Below are 14162 nucleotides of genomic sequence, written 5' to 3' on the forward strand. Positions count from 1 at the left end.
TTTAAGGCGAAAGGCGTCCGCCCTTGCGACCTCAGCCCAGGGCCGCGAGCGCCGGGAAGGTCTCGAGCAGCCAGAACGACAGAGCCGAGAAGGCACCGGTGAGAAGAGCGAGGCCCACGGCCACCAGAAGCACGCCCATCACACGTTCGATCGTGCGCATGTGGCGCTTGATCCGGTTCATCAGCGTCATCGCACGGCTGAGGAAAAGCGCCGCCAGCAGGAACGGGATGCCGAGGCCGCCCGCGTAGATCGCCAGCAGGACGGTGCCCTTGCCCACATTGGCCTCGGACGCCGCGAGCGACAGGATCGCGCCCAGTTGCGGACCGATGCACGGGGTCCAGCCGAAGGCGAAGGCGAGCCCGAGGACGTAGGCCCCGAACGCCGAGCCGCCCCGGTCACCGGCATCAAGCCGTGCCTCCTGGTCGAGGAACGGAATGCGGAAAACGCCGAGGAAGTGCAGGCCGAACACGATCACGACGACACCCGCAGCGCGCGCCAGAAGCAGCTGGTTCTGCAGGAAGAACGCCCCGAAGGCCGAAGCGGTGAAGCCCAGCAGCACGAAGACCGTCGACAGGCCCAGCACGAAGAAAAGCGCCGCAACGCCGGCCTTGGCCCGCGCCGAGCCGCCGGCCTGCATCTCGTTCACGGAAACGCCCGACATGAAGGCCAGATAGGGCGGGACGATCGGCAACACGCAGGGGCTGAGGAACGAGATCACCCCCGCGAACAGGGCGACGAACATTGCGGGCAGCAGTCCCGCGTCGAGGATCTCGATTCCGAACATGCCTCTGCTGTAGGCGATCGCGCGCGCAAGGTCACGGCCCCCCGGGTCACGAGGGCGTGGACACGCTGTCACATCGTGGCTAACTCCAGCGGTATGACCCAGACCCACGACCTCGACGCCACCGGCCTTCTCTGTCCCTTGCCCGTGCTGAAGGCGCGCAAGCGGCTCTCGGCGCTTGCGTCGGGCGACGTGCTGCGTGTGGTGACCGACGACCCCGCCGCGGTTGTCGATGTCCCGCATTTCTGCACCGAGGCCGGCCATGCCCTGGAAGACAGCGCCGAGGACGGACCGCGCATGATCTGGCACATCCGCAAGCGGTGACACCGGGCCGCGCGTCACTCTGACGTGGGCCGGAAGCCGCCGGGCGCGTATCGCGTGACAAGCCATCCCAAGAGCCGATGGCCTGCGGGTCTAGCCCGGGGCTAGCCACTCTCTTCCGCAACCCGACCACACGTGCCGACCTTACCTCGGACCGTGCCGCTCGTGGAAGGTGATCCTCGACGCTCTTTGAACCGTCGGCGCCGTCGCCGTCTTTTCCCGGCAGGCAGACGCCAAAGGAAAACCGCCCGAAGCTCGGCTCCGGGCGGTTTCTCGTGTCAGCCTTCGCGGGTGGCGCGGTTCAGAGACCCAGCGACCACCAGCCGCGCTTCTTCGGCTTCGGCTTTTCGTCGCGCTCCGGCTCGGCGTCCGCCGTGGCGGGCTCGGGCTGGGCGTCGTGACCGTTGGAGGCGGCCTTTGGTGTCTCCTCGGTCTGCTCCGGGGCCGCGGCCTCGGGCGTCTCGACCTCGGACACGGGCTCCGCGTCGGGTTCGGCCGCCTTGGTTTCCGGTGCGGCCTCGACGGCCGTCTCCGGAGTCTCCGCTTCGCTCACAGGCTCGGCGGGAGCGTCTGCCGGCGCGCTCTCGGCCGTGTCGGCCTCGGGCGTGGCCGCGGCGGCGCTCACCGGTTCTGCCGCGCCCGGCTCGGCCGGCGTATCCTCGGCGGCAGGCGCAGGCGCCTCGGCTTCGGACGTGGCGGTCGTCTCCTCGGGCGCCGACTTCTTGCGGCTGCGGCTGCGCGAGCGGCTGCGCTTCTTCGGCTTGCCTTCGCCCGCGGCCTCTTCGCTCTCGGGAGATGCGCTTTCGGTCCCGGCCTCCGCGGCGTCGCCCTCGGCCTCGGTCTTTCCGGTATTGTCCGTCGCTGCGTCAGCGCCGTCCTTCTCACCGGCGTCAGCCGTCGCGCCATTGTCCGAGGACTGGCCTTCGGCGTTCTGGCCGTCACCGTTCGACTTGCCTTTGCCACGGCGGCGACGGCGGCGACGCTTCTTCGGCTTGCCTTCGCCGTCGTCGTCGGAAGACGCGGCAGCCTCGTCTTTCACCTCATTCGGCGCCTCTGCGCCCGGAAGGTTGTCGGAAGCGTCGGCCGGGACCTCGTCGTCCTCGTCCTCGACATCCACGTCAGCGTCGATCTCGTCCATCAGCGCGGCGTTGCCCGACACGACCGGGGCCGTGGCCTCGGGCACCGAGCGGGTCGCGGTCTTGAACTTCTCCATGTTGAAGTCCGGGCTGACCAGCGACGGGTCGCCCTCGATCCGCACGGCCATGCCGTAGCGCAGCTCGATCGCCGCGATATGCTCGCGCTTCTGGTTGATGAGGAAGTTCGAGATACCCACGGGGCACTTCACCAGCACCTCGCGCGAGCGGTTGCGCACGCCCTCTTCCTCGATCTGGCGCAGGACCTGCAGTGCCATGTTGTCGTCCGAGCGGATCAGGCCTGTGCCATGGCAGGAGGGGCACGGCTGGGTCGTGGCCTCGATCATGCCGGGGCGCAGGCGCTGGCGGCTCATCTCCATCAGGCCGAAGCCGGAGATGCGGCCGACCTGGATGCGCGCGCGGTCGGTCTTGAGCTTTTCCTTGATCTTCTTCTCGACGGCGGCGTTGTTCTTGCGCTCGTCCATGTCGATGAAGTCGATGACGATCAGGCCCGCAAGGTCGCGCAGGCGCAGCTGGCGCGCCACCTCCTCGGCAGCCTCGAGGTTGGTCTTGAGCGCGGTCTCCTCGATCGAGCCTTCCTTGGTGGCCCGGCCGGAGTTCACGTCGATCGCCACCAGCGCCTCGGTCACGCCGATCACGATGTAGCCGCCCGACTTGAGCTGCACCGTCGGGTTGAACATCGACGACAGGTAGCTCTCGACCTGGTAGCGCGCGAAAAGCGGCATCGGGTCGGCGTAGTGCTTCACGTTCTTGGCGTGGGACGGCATGATCATCTTCATGAAGTCCTTGGCGATGCGGTAGCCGCGCTCGCCCTCCACGAAGACCTCGTCGATGTCACGATTGTAGAGGTCTCGGATCGACCGCTTGATGAGGTCGCCTTCCTCGTAGATCTTGGCCGGAGCGATCGACTTGAGCGTCAGCTCGCGGATCTGCTCCCACAGGCGCTGAAGATACTCGTAGTCGCGCTTGATCTCCGTCTTGGTGCGCTTGGCCCCGGCGGTGCGGATGATGAGGCCGGCACCCCGCGGCACGTCGATCTGCTGCGCGATCTCCTTGAGCTTGGAGCGGTCGGCCGCATTGGTGATCTTGCGGCTGATCCCGCCACCACGCGCGGTGTTGGGCATCAGGACGCAGTAGCGGCCCGCGAGCGACAGGTAGGTGGTCAGCGCCGCGCCCTTGTTGCCGCGCTCTTCCTTGACGACCTGCACCAGCAGGATCTGGCGGACCTTGATGACTTCCTGGATCTTGTACTTCCGCGGCCGCGGTTTGCGCGGCGGGCGGATGTCGTCGGCGGTGTCGTCATCGGCGACCGACTCGATGTTGTCGTCCTCGGGGGCGCGGGCCGCGCGGCGGACGCCGTCCTGGGCCTCGTCGTCGCTGGCCTCTTCGGCGTCGCCCTCGGAGCCGTCGGTCGACGGCTCCTCGACAGGTGTCTCGGCCACGGTCTCCATCGGGGAGAGGCCCTCGCCCGTGTCACCGGCGTCGTTCGACTGCGGATCGCCCTCGACCTCGTTCTCGCCGTCGAGGTCGATGGTCTCCATGCCCTTGATGGAATCCGGATCCTTTTGTGCGACCGCATCATCGGAGTTCGACGACTCGGCGCGCGAGGAAGACCGGCGACGCCCACCGCGCGAGCGGGAGGACTTGGGCTTCTCGTCCTCGTCCTCGGCGCGGGCCTGCCGTTCCTCTTCCTCCATCAGCGCCTGCCGGTCGGCAACGGGGATCTGGTAGTAATCGGGGTGGATTTCCGAGAAGGCGAGGAAGCCGTGCCGGTTCCCGCCGTAATCGACGAACGCCGCCTGGAGCGACGGTTCGACCCGCGTCACCTTGGCGAGGTAGATGTTCCCCGCGAGCTGCCGCTTGTTCTCGGATTCGAAGTCGAATTCCTCGACCTTGTTGCCGTCCACCACCACGACGCGGGTCTCTTCCGCGTGGGTGGCGTCGATGAGCATCTTCTTAGCCATATTGTCCGTTTGCACACGACGGCGCCGCCCTGCCCAGGCGGACGGGAGACGCGGTCGGAATGTCTTGTCAGGGCGATGCGCGGCGACGCGGCGGGTTGCGGAGCCGTGTCCGCCTTCCTCTGCCTGTCTGTCGTCGCGCGCGTCATCGCGGTTCTTCTCCGACGCCGAGGGTCTGTCCGTTTATGCGAACGACGCCCCTGCGCCCGTTTGATACCCGCCGCGTTGAGCGCGGTCCGGGCGGTTTCCCTGACCCCGTAGGGCCGGATCGGTCTGTCCAATGAGGCGGTTCGGTCGAAGCCGCGCCCCAGCGTACAGCGAAACTGGTGAGCAAATCGTCGCCATTCCCGGGGGATGGCGGAGCCTGACAGGTATTCTAATTCGGTCCGTGCGCCAAAGACAATGCAAAATCGTTCGCGCACGAGTTGTATCGTGCGACTGCGCGCATCCGGAGAAGATCTTTCGACGCAATGGCTTGCGCCGCGGCCTTGACACGCCGCCGCAGCGCGGGACCGGCCTCAGCCGGCGTTGCGCAGGCGCTTGAACAGCGACGAGGTGTCCCAACGGCCCCCGCCCATCTTCTGCACGTCCTTGTAGAACTGGTCCACGAGCGCCGTCACGGGAAGCGACGCCCCCACCCGGTCGGCCGCCGACAGGCAGATCCCGAGGTCCTTGCGCATCCAGTCGACGGCGAAGCCGTGGTCCCAGTGATCGTCGAGCATGGTCTCGTAGCGGTTCTGCATCTGCCACGAGCCCGCCGCGCCCTGGCTGATGACCTCGACCACCGCACGGCCGTCCAGGCCGGACTTCTCGGCCATGTGCAGCGCCTCGGACAGGCCCTGCACCAGTCCAGCGATGGCGATCTGGTTGCACATCTTGGTGGTCTGCCCCGCGCCGCTTTCACCGATGCGGCGGCAGAGCTTGGCGTAGACGGTCATCACCGGCTCGGCGGCGTCGTAATGCGCCATGTCACCGCCGCACATGATCGACAGCTGGCCGTTCTCGGCGCCGGCCTGCCCGCCCGAGATCGGCGCGTCCACGAAGCCCGCCCCCTTTTCTGCAAAGGCCGCGTGCAGCTCCTGCGTGACCTCGGCGGACACGGTGGTGTGATCCACGAAGATCGCGCCGCTCTCCATCCCGGCAAGCGCGCCGTCCTCGCCGAGGCAGACGCTCCGCAGGTCGTCGTCGTTGCCGACGCAGGCCATCACGAAGTCCTGACCCTGCGCCGCCTCGCGCGGCGTCGCGGCGTGCGCGCCCCCGTATTCCTTGGCCCAAGCCTCGGCCTTCGCGGGGGTCCGGTTGTAGACCGTCACCTCGTGGCCCGCCTTCGCAAGGTGGCCCGCCATCGGGTAGCCCATGACCCCCAGTCCCAGAAACGCTACCTTCGCCATCGTCGCCATCCTTTGCCAATCCGGTTCGCCCACGTTGTGACAAGCGGGCGGCGGACTTGGCAAGGGCGGGCATCCGCGGTAGTCCCGGATCACCCGCGCGCGGCGGCGCGGACGACCTGAAGGATCCCCCGGATGCGCTTTCTCTTTCGCTGGCTCCTGCGGCTTGCCTCCCTCGCCATCGTGTTGGCCGTGGTGGCGGTGGCGCTGGTCTACTACCTCGCCTCGCGCTCCCTGCCCGACTACTCGAAGGAGCTGTCGGTCGCCGGCCTGACCGCCGACGTCGAGATCGTGCGGGACAATTCCAACGTGCCGCACATCTTCGCCCGTTCGGACCGAGACGCCTATTTCGGGCTGGGTTACGCCCACGCGCAGGACCGGCTGTGGCAGATGATGCTGCTGCGCCGCACCGCGCAGGGCCGTCTGTCCGAGCTTTTCGGCCGCCGCACGCTCGAAACCGACAGCCTGATCCGCCGCCTCGACCTTTACAACCTCGCCCGCAGCTCGGTCGAGGCGCAGACGCCAGAGACGCTGGACGCGCTCGAGGCCTACGCCGCCGGGGTCAACGCGCGTATCGAAGAGATCAACAACAGCTCTCTCGGCCGTGGCGCGCCCGAGTTCTTCCTGTTCGACGCACGGATGCCGCCGTGGCAGCCGGCGGACTCCATCGCCGTCATCAAGGTCATGGCGCTGCAGCTCTCGGGCCACCTGTCCGAGGAGGTCCTGCGCGCCCGGACGTCTCTTGCGCTCGACGACGCCGACCGCCTGGCGGACGTCCTGCCCGACATTCCCGGCGACGGGGTCGCGGCCCTGCCCGAATATGCCGAACTGGCACCGGGCGCGCGGCGTCATGCGGCGCTGGCGCCCGCCTCCGGCGAAGATTTCCTGATGCCCCTGCCCGAGCGCGGGCTGGCTGGCGCCTCGAACGCGTGGGCCGCGGCCCCCGACCGCTCGGCCTCGGGCGGCACGCTGCTGGCGGGCGATCCGCACCTCGGGCTGACGGCCCCCTCGATCTGGTATCTCGCGCGGCTTCAGCTGTCCTCGGGCGGCGTCATCGGCGGCACGATCCCCGGCATTCCCGCCGTCATGGTCGGCCGCTCGCAACAGCTCGGATGGGCGATCACGTCGAGCTATCTCGATGATCAGGACCTCCACCTCGAGGAGCTGAACCCCGACAACAATAACGAGTACCGCACCCCGGACGGTTGGGCCGAGTTCCGCACCCGCCGCTCGATCATCGAGATCAAGGACGCGGCGCCGCTCACCATCACCCAGCGCTGGACCGAAAACGGTCCCGTCCTGCCCGGCTCGGTCTACGATCTCGGAAGCATCACGCCGCAGGGCCACGTCATGTCGCTGTCGTGGACCGCGCTGTCGGGCTCGGACACCTCGATGAGCGCCGCGGTGGGCCTGATGAAGGCCGGCGACGTGCGCGAGGCCATCGACGTCTCGGAGCTCTACGTCGCGCCGTCGCAGAACCTGACCCTGATCGACGACGAGACCGTGGCGATGAAGACCATCGGCACCTTCCCGCGACGCGCCGCCAACCACCAGAGCCGCGGGCGGCTCCCGAGCCCCGGCTGGATCAACACCAACCGGTGGCAGGGCCGCCTGCCCTACGACCAGAACCCCGAATTCGTGGCACCCGAGGGAGGCATCGTCGGCAACACCAACAACAAGATCATCGACCGCGACTTCCCCCGTCACATGAGCTTCGAATGGGGCGACAGCCAACGGGTGATGCGCTGGCGCGCGATGATGCAGGGCCGCGAGGTCCATACCCGCGACAGCTTCATCGAGGCACAGCTCGACACCGTATCGCCGGCGGCCCGGACGCTCCTGCCGCTGATCGGCAGCGACCTGTGGTATACCGGGGAAGCCGCGCCCGAGGGCACGCCCGAACGCCGCCGACGCCAGGCGCTCGACCTTCTGGCCGAGTGGAACGGGGAGATGAACGAGCATCTACCCGAACCGCTGATCTATGCCGCGTGGCTGCGCGCCTTGCAGGAGCGGCTGATCCGCGACGACCTCGGGCCCGTGGCCGACGCCTACGACCACGTGGAGCCGCTCTTCATCGAGCGGGTCTTCCGCGACATCGACGGCGCGGCCGCGTGGTGCGACGTGGTCCGGTCCGCCGCGGAGGAGACCTGCACGGACATCGCGCGCCTCGCGCTCGACGACGCACTCGTCTGGATCGACGAGACCTACGGCACGGCGCTGGAGTCGCTGCGCTGGGGCGACGCCCACGAGGCGGTGCACGAACACCAGGTCCTTGGCGAGGTGCCGATCCTCAAGACATTCGTGAACATCCGGCAGTCGACGTCGGGGGGCGACTTCACCCTCCAGCGCGGGCGCACCTCGGGCGCACCCGAACACCCGTTCCGCAACGTCCACGCGGCGGGCTATCGTGGCGTCTACGATTTCGCGGACCCGGATTCGTCGGTCTTCATCATCGCGACGGGCCAGTCCGGGCACCTTCTGTCCCGACACTATGACGACCTGGGACAGCTGTGGCGGCGGGGCGAATACATCCCGATGTCGCTCGACCCCGAACTGGCCCGCGCCGCGGCCGTGGGCGTCACCCGCCTGCGCGCCGAGTGACCTGCGGCGGGCGCTCGCCTGCCGCCTCGTCCAGCACGGCCCAGTCCGCGCCCCTGCGGTCGTGCGCGTTCCCCTTCCAGCCGGCTCGCAGCACGCGATGGTCTCTGCCGTGGTGTGAAGTGGACCTAGGGCGCGCTTCTCCGCCGCTCGACGCCGCGCCTCTCTTTCCGGCGCGACGGGAACGTGCCGGCGCCGTCTCGTGCACCGCAGGCGCCCGCTTGGGAGGTGAGCAGCGGCGCCCTCCCCCTTTGTGACGTCGCAATTCCCGGCCCCTAACCCTTCAGCGGCGTGATTGCGGCGAATTCGGGGGTGGCGCCAGGACAATTACGCCCACCCCCTTCCGGTAAACTTGAGGGCGAACTTCGGCGCGCCAGTTTCGTTATTAAATCGTTATTTCAGAATCGCATTTCGTTATTCCTTCGTGAATTACCAGGTCAACGGATTCACAAACAAGTATGACGCCTCGGGCAATACGAACCGATTCTTCCATCAATTATCGCCCAATATATCATATTCAAAATAAAATATTTCAAATCGCATTTGTTCACATTTCCTTATAAGCATTTGTTAATGTTGACTTTTAAGAAAGGCATTCGAACCATTTCCTCACGCAACCCTATTGAGGAAAATCGTGATGACCATTCAATTCCAAAACCTGCCTTCCGTGAATCAATTCACTCCGACCCTCCGCACTTCGGAGGGCTCCACCACCCAGACCGGTGGGGGGGCAGATCGCGCCCAAGCTCCACGCACGTTCCAGCACCCAAACCGGCGGCGGGCAGAACGCGCCCAAGCTTCAGTCCCGCTCCGCCACCCAGACCGGCGGCGGTCAGCTCTCGCCGAAGCTCCAATCCCGCTCCACGACCCAGACCGGAGGCGGCCAGATCGCGCCAAAGCTCCAGTCCCGCTCCACCACCCAGACCGGTTGGGGGCAGATCGCCCCGAAGCTCCAGTCCCGATCGACCACCGATATAGGCGGCGGGCAGATCGCGCCCAAGCTGCGCTGATCACCGCCTGCGCGGCTCGGGGAGGCCCCGGGCCGCGTATATGCTCCAGATCGCGGGCAGGAAGAACGTCGCGAGCAGCGCGAGGGCAAAGAACTCCTCTCCCCGCGTGCCGACCATGTAGGCCGTGACGACCTGCGACAGGGCGACCCCCATCTGCACCAGCGCGGTCAGCCATTGCGAGACGTGGCGCGCCGACAGCGAGACCTCTCCGAGAAAGCGCGCACAGGTCATGTTCACCGCGATCTCGAACAGGCACAGGGCCACCACCGCGACCGCGAGCGTACCCACCTGGAACAGCTCCACTGTGGCACAGGCCAGAAGCGGCGCCGCCACGAAGAAGGCACGCCGCGGCACCTGTGCCGGAATCCGATGCAAGCCGAAGATGGTCACCGCCGCTGCCAACCGCGCGGCGCCGAGGATCGCGACAATCGACATGGCCGGGAAAGCATCCTCGGCCAGCACCGGCAGGTAGTTCAGGAAGGCGATGACGCCGCCGAAGAACGGCACGATCCACAGCGCGAGCCGTCCCACGCCTGCCGCGTCGCGCCAGAGTTCGCGCAGGCGGGGACGTGCCGTCGCCACGCGGATTGGCCTCACGACGGCCGGGCCGCTCAGCATCAATCCGACCGCCACGAGGACCACGCCGCCTTGCAGGACCTGAGTGAACAGCATGGCAGAGGGCAACGAGATCCCGGGTCGGGCCAGCGTCGTCATCAGCACGAGAGCCGAAAGCGCCATCGACAGCGAAAGTCGCACCGAGAACGCCGCCACAGGGTTGGGCCCCCGTGCAGCGACCAGCATTCCCATGTACTGCAACGCGCCGCTGGCGGCCCCGAGGCCGAGCCAAACGGCCAGCCGCAGGCCCGTGACAGGTCCGGCAGACACCAGCAGCAGCACCTGCGCGAGCAGGGCCACGGCAAGAATCTCGCGCAGGCGCAGGCCGCCCGGCCGCAGCACCGGCGCGCCGAAGGACGCGATCACCTGTCCGAGGAACAGCATCCCCGCCAGCCAGCCCGCGCCCAGAAGCGACGCGCCGCCCTGCCCGTAAGCGATGGTGAGATAGAGCGGCAGGCTTTGGGGGATCAGGGAGCCCGCCGCGCTGAGCAGACACGCCCCGAAGACCGGACGCGAGAGGACCTCAACTCGCGACATCTTCCCTGCCCGGCGCCCGCGCCTTCCGCGCACGACGCACCTGCGCTCCGTAGGTGCCGGGGCCGGTTCGAGGCTCCGACAGGCCCGGCATCCGCGTCGTGCCGCGCAGGGCTTGCCAGTCGAAATCCTCCGCCTCGAGATCGCGGAGGTCCAGCCTTTGCGCCGCCGGCCCGGCATAGGCCTCGCGCGGGATCGGCTGGACCTGGAACAGCGGCACGTCGCGCGGGATCAGGATCTCGGTGTCCGTCTTGACCAGCCGCAGGTTCACGAAGAGCGGCATGGGCGCGAACGTGTCCGTCTCGACGATGGCCTCGTAGGCGAACCACGCGGCCGAGGCGTGGATGTTCGGCAGCGGCCGGATGTTGAGCGCCCAGCCCGGCGCGGTCTGCACGAAAAGCCCGCTCCAGACCTGGATCACCGACGGCTCGAAGAGAGATGTCAGCGCCGAGGGCGCACGGTCGCGAAATTCCGGGGGACAGATGGAATTCCAGCGCTCGGCGATTTCAGGCGGCAGGGGTTCGCTCTGCAATTGCCTCCACCGTCCTTCGTCGGCGACCTGTGCCGTATATCCGTCGAACATCACGTGGACGTCCATCAGCGGAAACACGTACCACCCGTAGGCACAGGCGGTGCGCATGGCCTCGCAATACTGAAACGCGCCGAGCGGAATATGACCCAGCCCACCCTTGTCTCCGGCCATCGGCTTGAGGAGGTCGGGGGCGACGCTGAAAAACCGAATGAGGGAGTCGTCCAAGCCAGACCTCCGGACCGTGGCGCGACGGGTGACACGCTTTCACGTCACCTTGGCACATCCGGTTGTGTGCGCAAATGGCGAATTTCGCGTCATTTCCCGCCCCGCCTGAAATGACCGCCAGAGACGCCCGAAATGAAGACGCGGGCGGAATGAATCTTATTTTCCGAGATTATAGGTTCAGGAGGTCAGCTTGCGCGGGGACCGCGCATCGCCCGGATGGGAGGACGAAGCGAAGCTCTGGAGAGGAGGCGGACGAAGACCTGAATACAGCCGTGCCGGTCATGGCTCGGGTCATGGGCATGTTCACTGTCGATACGACGAACACACTCATGTCTCAGGTATGAACCGGGACGAGGCAGCGCACCGCGGATGGAACATGCACGGCGTGATGCCGGGCCAGCTCAATGTCGAGGGATGGACCCCGGCGGATCGGAATGGCTCAGGCGAGCGTGCGCACGACGGCGGCGATGATCGCGACCCAGGCCGCGACCGACAGCAGCGCAGCCGGAACAAGCCAGGCGGCGCGCGGATAGCTGCGCGCTTCGCGGGCCGGGACGTCCGTCAGGTTGATGCGTTCTGCGCGTTCCATCGACCCTCAGTCGCAGCTTCTCATCGCACTAGGGGAGCGGGCAGCCAAAGGGGGTGGGAGTCCTTCGGCTGCCCTCGAAGGCAGGGAAATCGCGATGAAATCTGGCCGCTGCCCATATGCACTCAAATAGCTGGATCCCGGATACATCTCAAGACTCAATTCGCGCAACACCGGGTCACGAAATGTATAGTTAACACGCATTAGGTGAAATTACCTAGGCGATCGTGTCAGTCGGAGAAGAGGGAGCGTTCGGAGCCGTGCATAGGCCAACGCGGCCGTCACAACGTGCGGAGATCGTTAGTGTAAATCAGCCGACCCGTGTCTCACGCACCGCGTTCTGGAGACGGAGGGCCCAAACGCGACCGGACCGCTCTGGGCGGCCGTACGGGCTCAAAATCTCTTGAGAGAAAATGGTGCGGTCGAGAAGACTCGAACTTCCACGGGAGTTACCCCACAGCGACCTCAACGCTGCGCGTCTACCAATTCCGCCACGACCGCACTGTCCTTGGCATTGGGTAGCGGGCGTATAGACGAGGCGTTCGGGGATGCCAAGGCCCCCTTGCGGGAAATTTTCACGGGCGACGCGGGGTCAGCCGCCGATCCCCTTGCCGGCCCTACCGGCAGGTCGACCAGCGGCCCTCGCGCTTCTCGAAGATGGTGCGTGACAAGACAGAATAACGGTCGTCCTCGGCCCGCGCGCCGTAGCGTTCGATGACCGCGCGCGGCGGCCCGAGGGTCAGGACGTTGAAGTCGTTGGGCTCGCCCCGGATGCGGGTCGACAAGCCCGTTCCCGCCTGCACCAGAAGAAGGCCCGCCGATGCCGCCAGCGGGGCGGCCCGCCAGGTGTGGAGGTGCCCGCAGAGCACGATGTCCGCACCCCGGTCGGCCAGCGTACGCAGCCCGGTCTCGGCGCCGCGCATGGGACGCTTCTCGACGTCGGGGCCGTGCTCGGGCGGATGGTGCATGGCGATGACGCCAAAGTCCCCTGCCTTGCGCGCATCGTCCAGCCGACGTCCCGCCTTCAGCAGCGACGCCTCGCGAATCCGTCCGCGCTGCCAGGCATGGGGATCGGCGGTGTTCATGCCGGCGACGACGTAGCCCTCGCCATGGTGCACCGGCTCGAGATCGCGCGAGACGTACCTGCGGAAGCGGCTCCACGGTTTCAGGAGCCGGACCGCGAGGTTGTCGAGTGGAGTGTCGTGGTTTCCCGGCACCGCCAGCACCGGCGGTTCGAGCTGATCGAGGAAGGCACGGGCCGAGCGGAACTGCGCCCGCCTCGCGCGCTGCGTCAGGTCTCCGGAGACGACGACCAGATCAAGGTCGGCGCCGTTCAGGACGTCGATCAGCGGCGCCACCAGCTCCGGGCGGTCGCGGCCGAAGTGCAGGTCGGAGAGATGTGCGATACGGCCGGTCATGCATCCCCGTGACCGGCATCCTCGGACGGGCCGCCGCTCTCGAGCGGCGTCTTGCGCTCGGGCGGCAGCACCACGTGCAGCGCGTTGTCGTGCATCCGGAAGCGGAACGGCGAGGTCAGCTTGAACCGCTCGCCATCCATCGCGACGGTCTGCGTGCGGCGCGAGGTCTCGATGACGATGTCTCGCCCGGTGAACAGCTCGAAGTCGCGGTTCAACACCATGCCCTTCGAGGCGAGCCGGAGCGCGCGAAGCAGAAGCTCCCATCGGGTCGAATCGGGAGCGACGTAAAGCGCGAATTCTCCACGCTCGACCGCGTCAGATCCCTCGAGCCCGAAATACTCGAGCTGGAACGCACTGCGGCCGATGAAGGCCAACGGCGTGCGGCGGCGCTGAACGGTGCCGCCGACATTCACGGACATCCTCATGGGCCTGCGGAAGGTCAGGAACGTCATCAGGACCGACCAGTGCGCCGCGATGCGCGACCGGCCCCAGCGCGCGTAGGTGCCCTCACGCTCTTTCAGGACCTGCGGGTAGATGCCGAGGCTCGCATTGTTGAGAAAGACCGTGCCGTTGACTTCACCCACCGGCACGGCGCGGGTCTCGCCCTCGGCCAGCAGGTCGATGGCCGCGTCGATGTCCTCGGGGATCTTCAGGCCGCGCGCCACGTAGTTGAAGGTGCCGAGCGGCACGATCCCCAGCCGGCGGCCGGTTCCCGCAACCTGCCCCGCGACACCCGCGATGGTGCCGTCGCCGCCCGCGGCCACGATCGTGCCGAAGCCATCCTTCATGGCCCGCTGGCAGGCATCCGCGATGCCGTCGCCGGGATCGACAAGGCGCAGCTCGAAGCGATTGGGGTGCCGGTCGAACGCCGCGCGCATGGTTTCGGCCCGGTCCTCGGCATCGCCGCTTCCCGAGCCCGAGTTCATCAGCACGCAAATCCGGGTGTCCTGCGACAGAACGAGTCCGGACGGGTCGTGGCTCGGGTCGGTGAGGAGGCTCATTTCGGGGACCGTCGCGGTTCAGGGGTTCAGAGGCCGAA

Annotated in this window: 11 protein-coding genes and 1 tRNA gene; 2 read left to right on the top strand and 10 right to left on the bottom strand. The window is 67.3% G+C overall.

The features are described from left to right. Window positions 1-31: 31 nt before the first annotated feature. The gene (locus tag BMX29_RS13955; RefSeq protein ID WP_043843543.1) at window positions 32-784 is read right to left on the bottom strand and encodes a cytochrome c biogenesis CcdA family protein; all 753 of its coding nucleotides are present in this window, start codon (window positions 782-784) and stop codon (window positions 32-34) included. A gap of 93 nt (window positions 785-877) precedes the next feature. Here BMX29_RS13955 and BMX29_RS13960 point away from each other — a divergent pair, with 93 nt between their 5' ends. Beyond that, entirely contained in the window at window positions 878-1105 is a 228-nt protein-coding gene (locus BMX29_RS13960) for a sulfurtransferase TusA family protein (protein WP_092813846.1), read from the top strand. A 298-nt stretch (window positions 1106-1403) separates the two neighbouring features. Here the strand turns inward: BMX29_RS13960 and BMX29_RS13965 are convergent, their stop codons facing one another. Then, on the bottom strand, window positions 1404-4220 hold the full coding sequence (locus BMX29_RS13965) for a ribonuclease E/G (RefSeq protein ID WP_092813849.1): 2817 nt from the start codon (window positions 4218-4220) through the stop codon (window positions 1404-1406). Window positions 4221-4735: 515 nt separating this feature from the next. Beyond that, entirely contained in the window at window positions 4736-5608 is an 873-nt protein-coding gene (locus BMX29_RS13970; protein WP_092813852.1) for an NAD(P)-dependent oxidoreductase, read from the bottom strand. Window positions 5609-5740: 132 nt separating this feature from the next. Here BMX29_RS13970 and BMX29_RS13975 point away from each other — a divergent pair, with 132 nt between their 5' ends. Then, window positions 5741-8206, top strand: coding sequence for a penicillin acylase family protein (locus BMX29_RS13975; RefSeq protein ID WP_092813855.1), 2466 nt, complete (start codon window positions 5741-5743; stop codon window positions 8204-8206). Window positions 8207-9035: 829 nt separating this feature from the next. On the opposite strand, the gene BMX29_RS19270 is transcribed toward BMX29_RS13975, so the two are convergent. The 7 genes from BMX29_RS19270 to BMX29_RS14005 form a co-directional block, all read right to left on the bottom strand. After that, window positions 9036-9203, bottom strand: a complete 168-nt coding sequence (locus BMX29_RS19270; protein WP_175471195.1) for a hypothetical protein — start codon at window positions 9201-9203, stop codon at window positions 9036-9038. Between the two features lie 10 nt (window positions 9204-9213). Next, window positions 9214-10365, bottom strand: a complete 1152-nt coding sequence (locus BMX29_RS13985) for a hypothetical protein (RefSeq protein WP_092813861.1) — start codon at window positions 10363-10365, stop codon at window positions 9214-9216. Beyond that, complete coding sequence (locus BMX29_RS13990) at window positions 10352-11119, bottom strand: DUF6065 family protein (protein WP_092813864.1); 768 nt, start codon at window positions 11117-11119, stop codon at window positions 10352-10354. Before BMX29_RS13990 ends, BMX29_RS13985 begins: the two co-directional genes overlap by 14 nt. A gap of 439 nt (window positions 11120-11558) precedes the next feature. After that, window positions 11559-11708: a hypothetical protein gene (locus BMX29_RS19275; protein ID WP_157835873.1), complete on the bottom strand. Its 150-nt coding sequence runs from the start codon at window positions 11706-11708 to the stop codon at window positions 11559-11561. Between the two features lie 411 nt (window positions 11709-12119). Further along, window positions 12120-12206, bottom strand: a tRNA-Leu gene (locus BMX29_RS13995). 116 nt (window positions 12207-12322) lie between these two features. Further along, window positions 12323-13123, bottom strand: coding sequence for a metallophosphoesterase family protein (locus BMX29_RS14000; RefSeq protein ID WP_092813866.1), 801 nt, complete (start codon window positions 13121-13123; stop codon window positions 12323-12325). Then, a complete protein-coding gene (locus tag BMX29_RS14005) occupies window positions 13120-14124 on the bottom strand; it encodes a diacylglycerol/lipid kinase family protein (protein ID WP_092813869.1) in 1005 nt (334 codons plus the stop codon). The genes BMX29_RS14000 and BMX29_RS14005 overlap by 4 nt, the downstream gene beginning before the upstream one ends. Window positions 14125-14162 lie beyond the last annotated feature (38 nt).

It is taken from the genome of Roseivivax marinus, from assembly GCF_900109705.1.
GTDB lineage: Bacteria > Pseudomonadota > Alphaproteobacteria > Rhodobacterales > Rhodobacteraceae > Roseivivax > Roseivivax marinus.

Bases quoted from the DNA above. Each gene is read 5' to 3' on its own strand.
- BMX29_RS13955 (WP_043843543.1), bottom strand. From the start codon at position 784: ATGTTCGGAATCGAGATCCTCGACGCGGGACTGCTGCCCGCAATGTTC.
- BMX29_RS13960 (WP_092813846.1), top strand. From the start codon at position 878: ATGACCCAGACCCACGACCTCGACGCCACCGGCCTTCTCTGTCCCTTG.
- BMX29_RS13965 (WP_092813849.1), bottom strand. From the start codon at position 4,220: ATGGCTAAGAAGATGCTCATCGACGCCACCCACGCGGAAGAGACCCGC.
- BMX29_RS13970 (WP_092813852.1), bottom strand. From the start codon at position 5,608: ATGGCGAAGGTAGCGTTTCTGGGACTGGGGGTCATGGGCTACCCGATG.
- BMX29_RS13975 (WP_092813855.1), top strand. From the start codon at position 5,741: ATGCGCTTTCTCTTTCGCTGGCTCCTGCGGCTTGCCTCCCTCGCCATC.
- BMX29_RS13985 (WP_092813861.1), bottom strand. From the start codon at position 10,365: ATGTCGCGAGTTGAGGTCCTCTCGCGTCCGGTCTTCGGGGCGTGTCTG.
- BMX29_RS19275 (WP_157835873.1), bottom strand. From the start codon at position 11,708: ATGGAACGCGCAGAACGCATCAACCTGACGGACGTCCCGGCCCGCGAA.
- BMX29_RS14000 (WP_092813866.1), bottom strand. From the start codon at position 13,123: ATGACCGGCCGTATCGCACATCTCTCCGACCTGCACTTCGGCCGCGAC.
- BMX29_RS14005 (WP_092813869.1), bottom strand. From the start codon at position 14,124: ATGAGCCTCCTCACCGACCCGAGCCACGACCCGTCCGGACTCGTTCTG.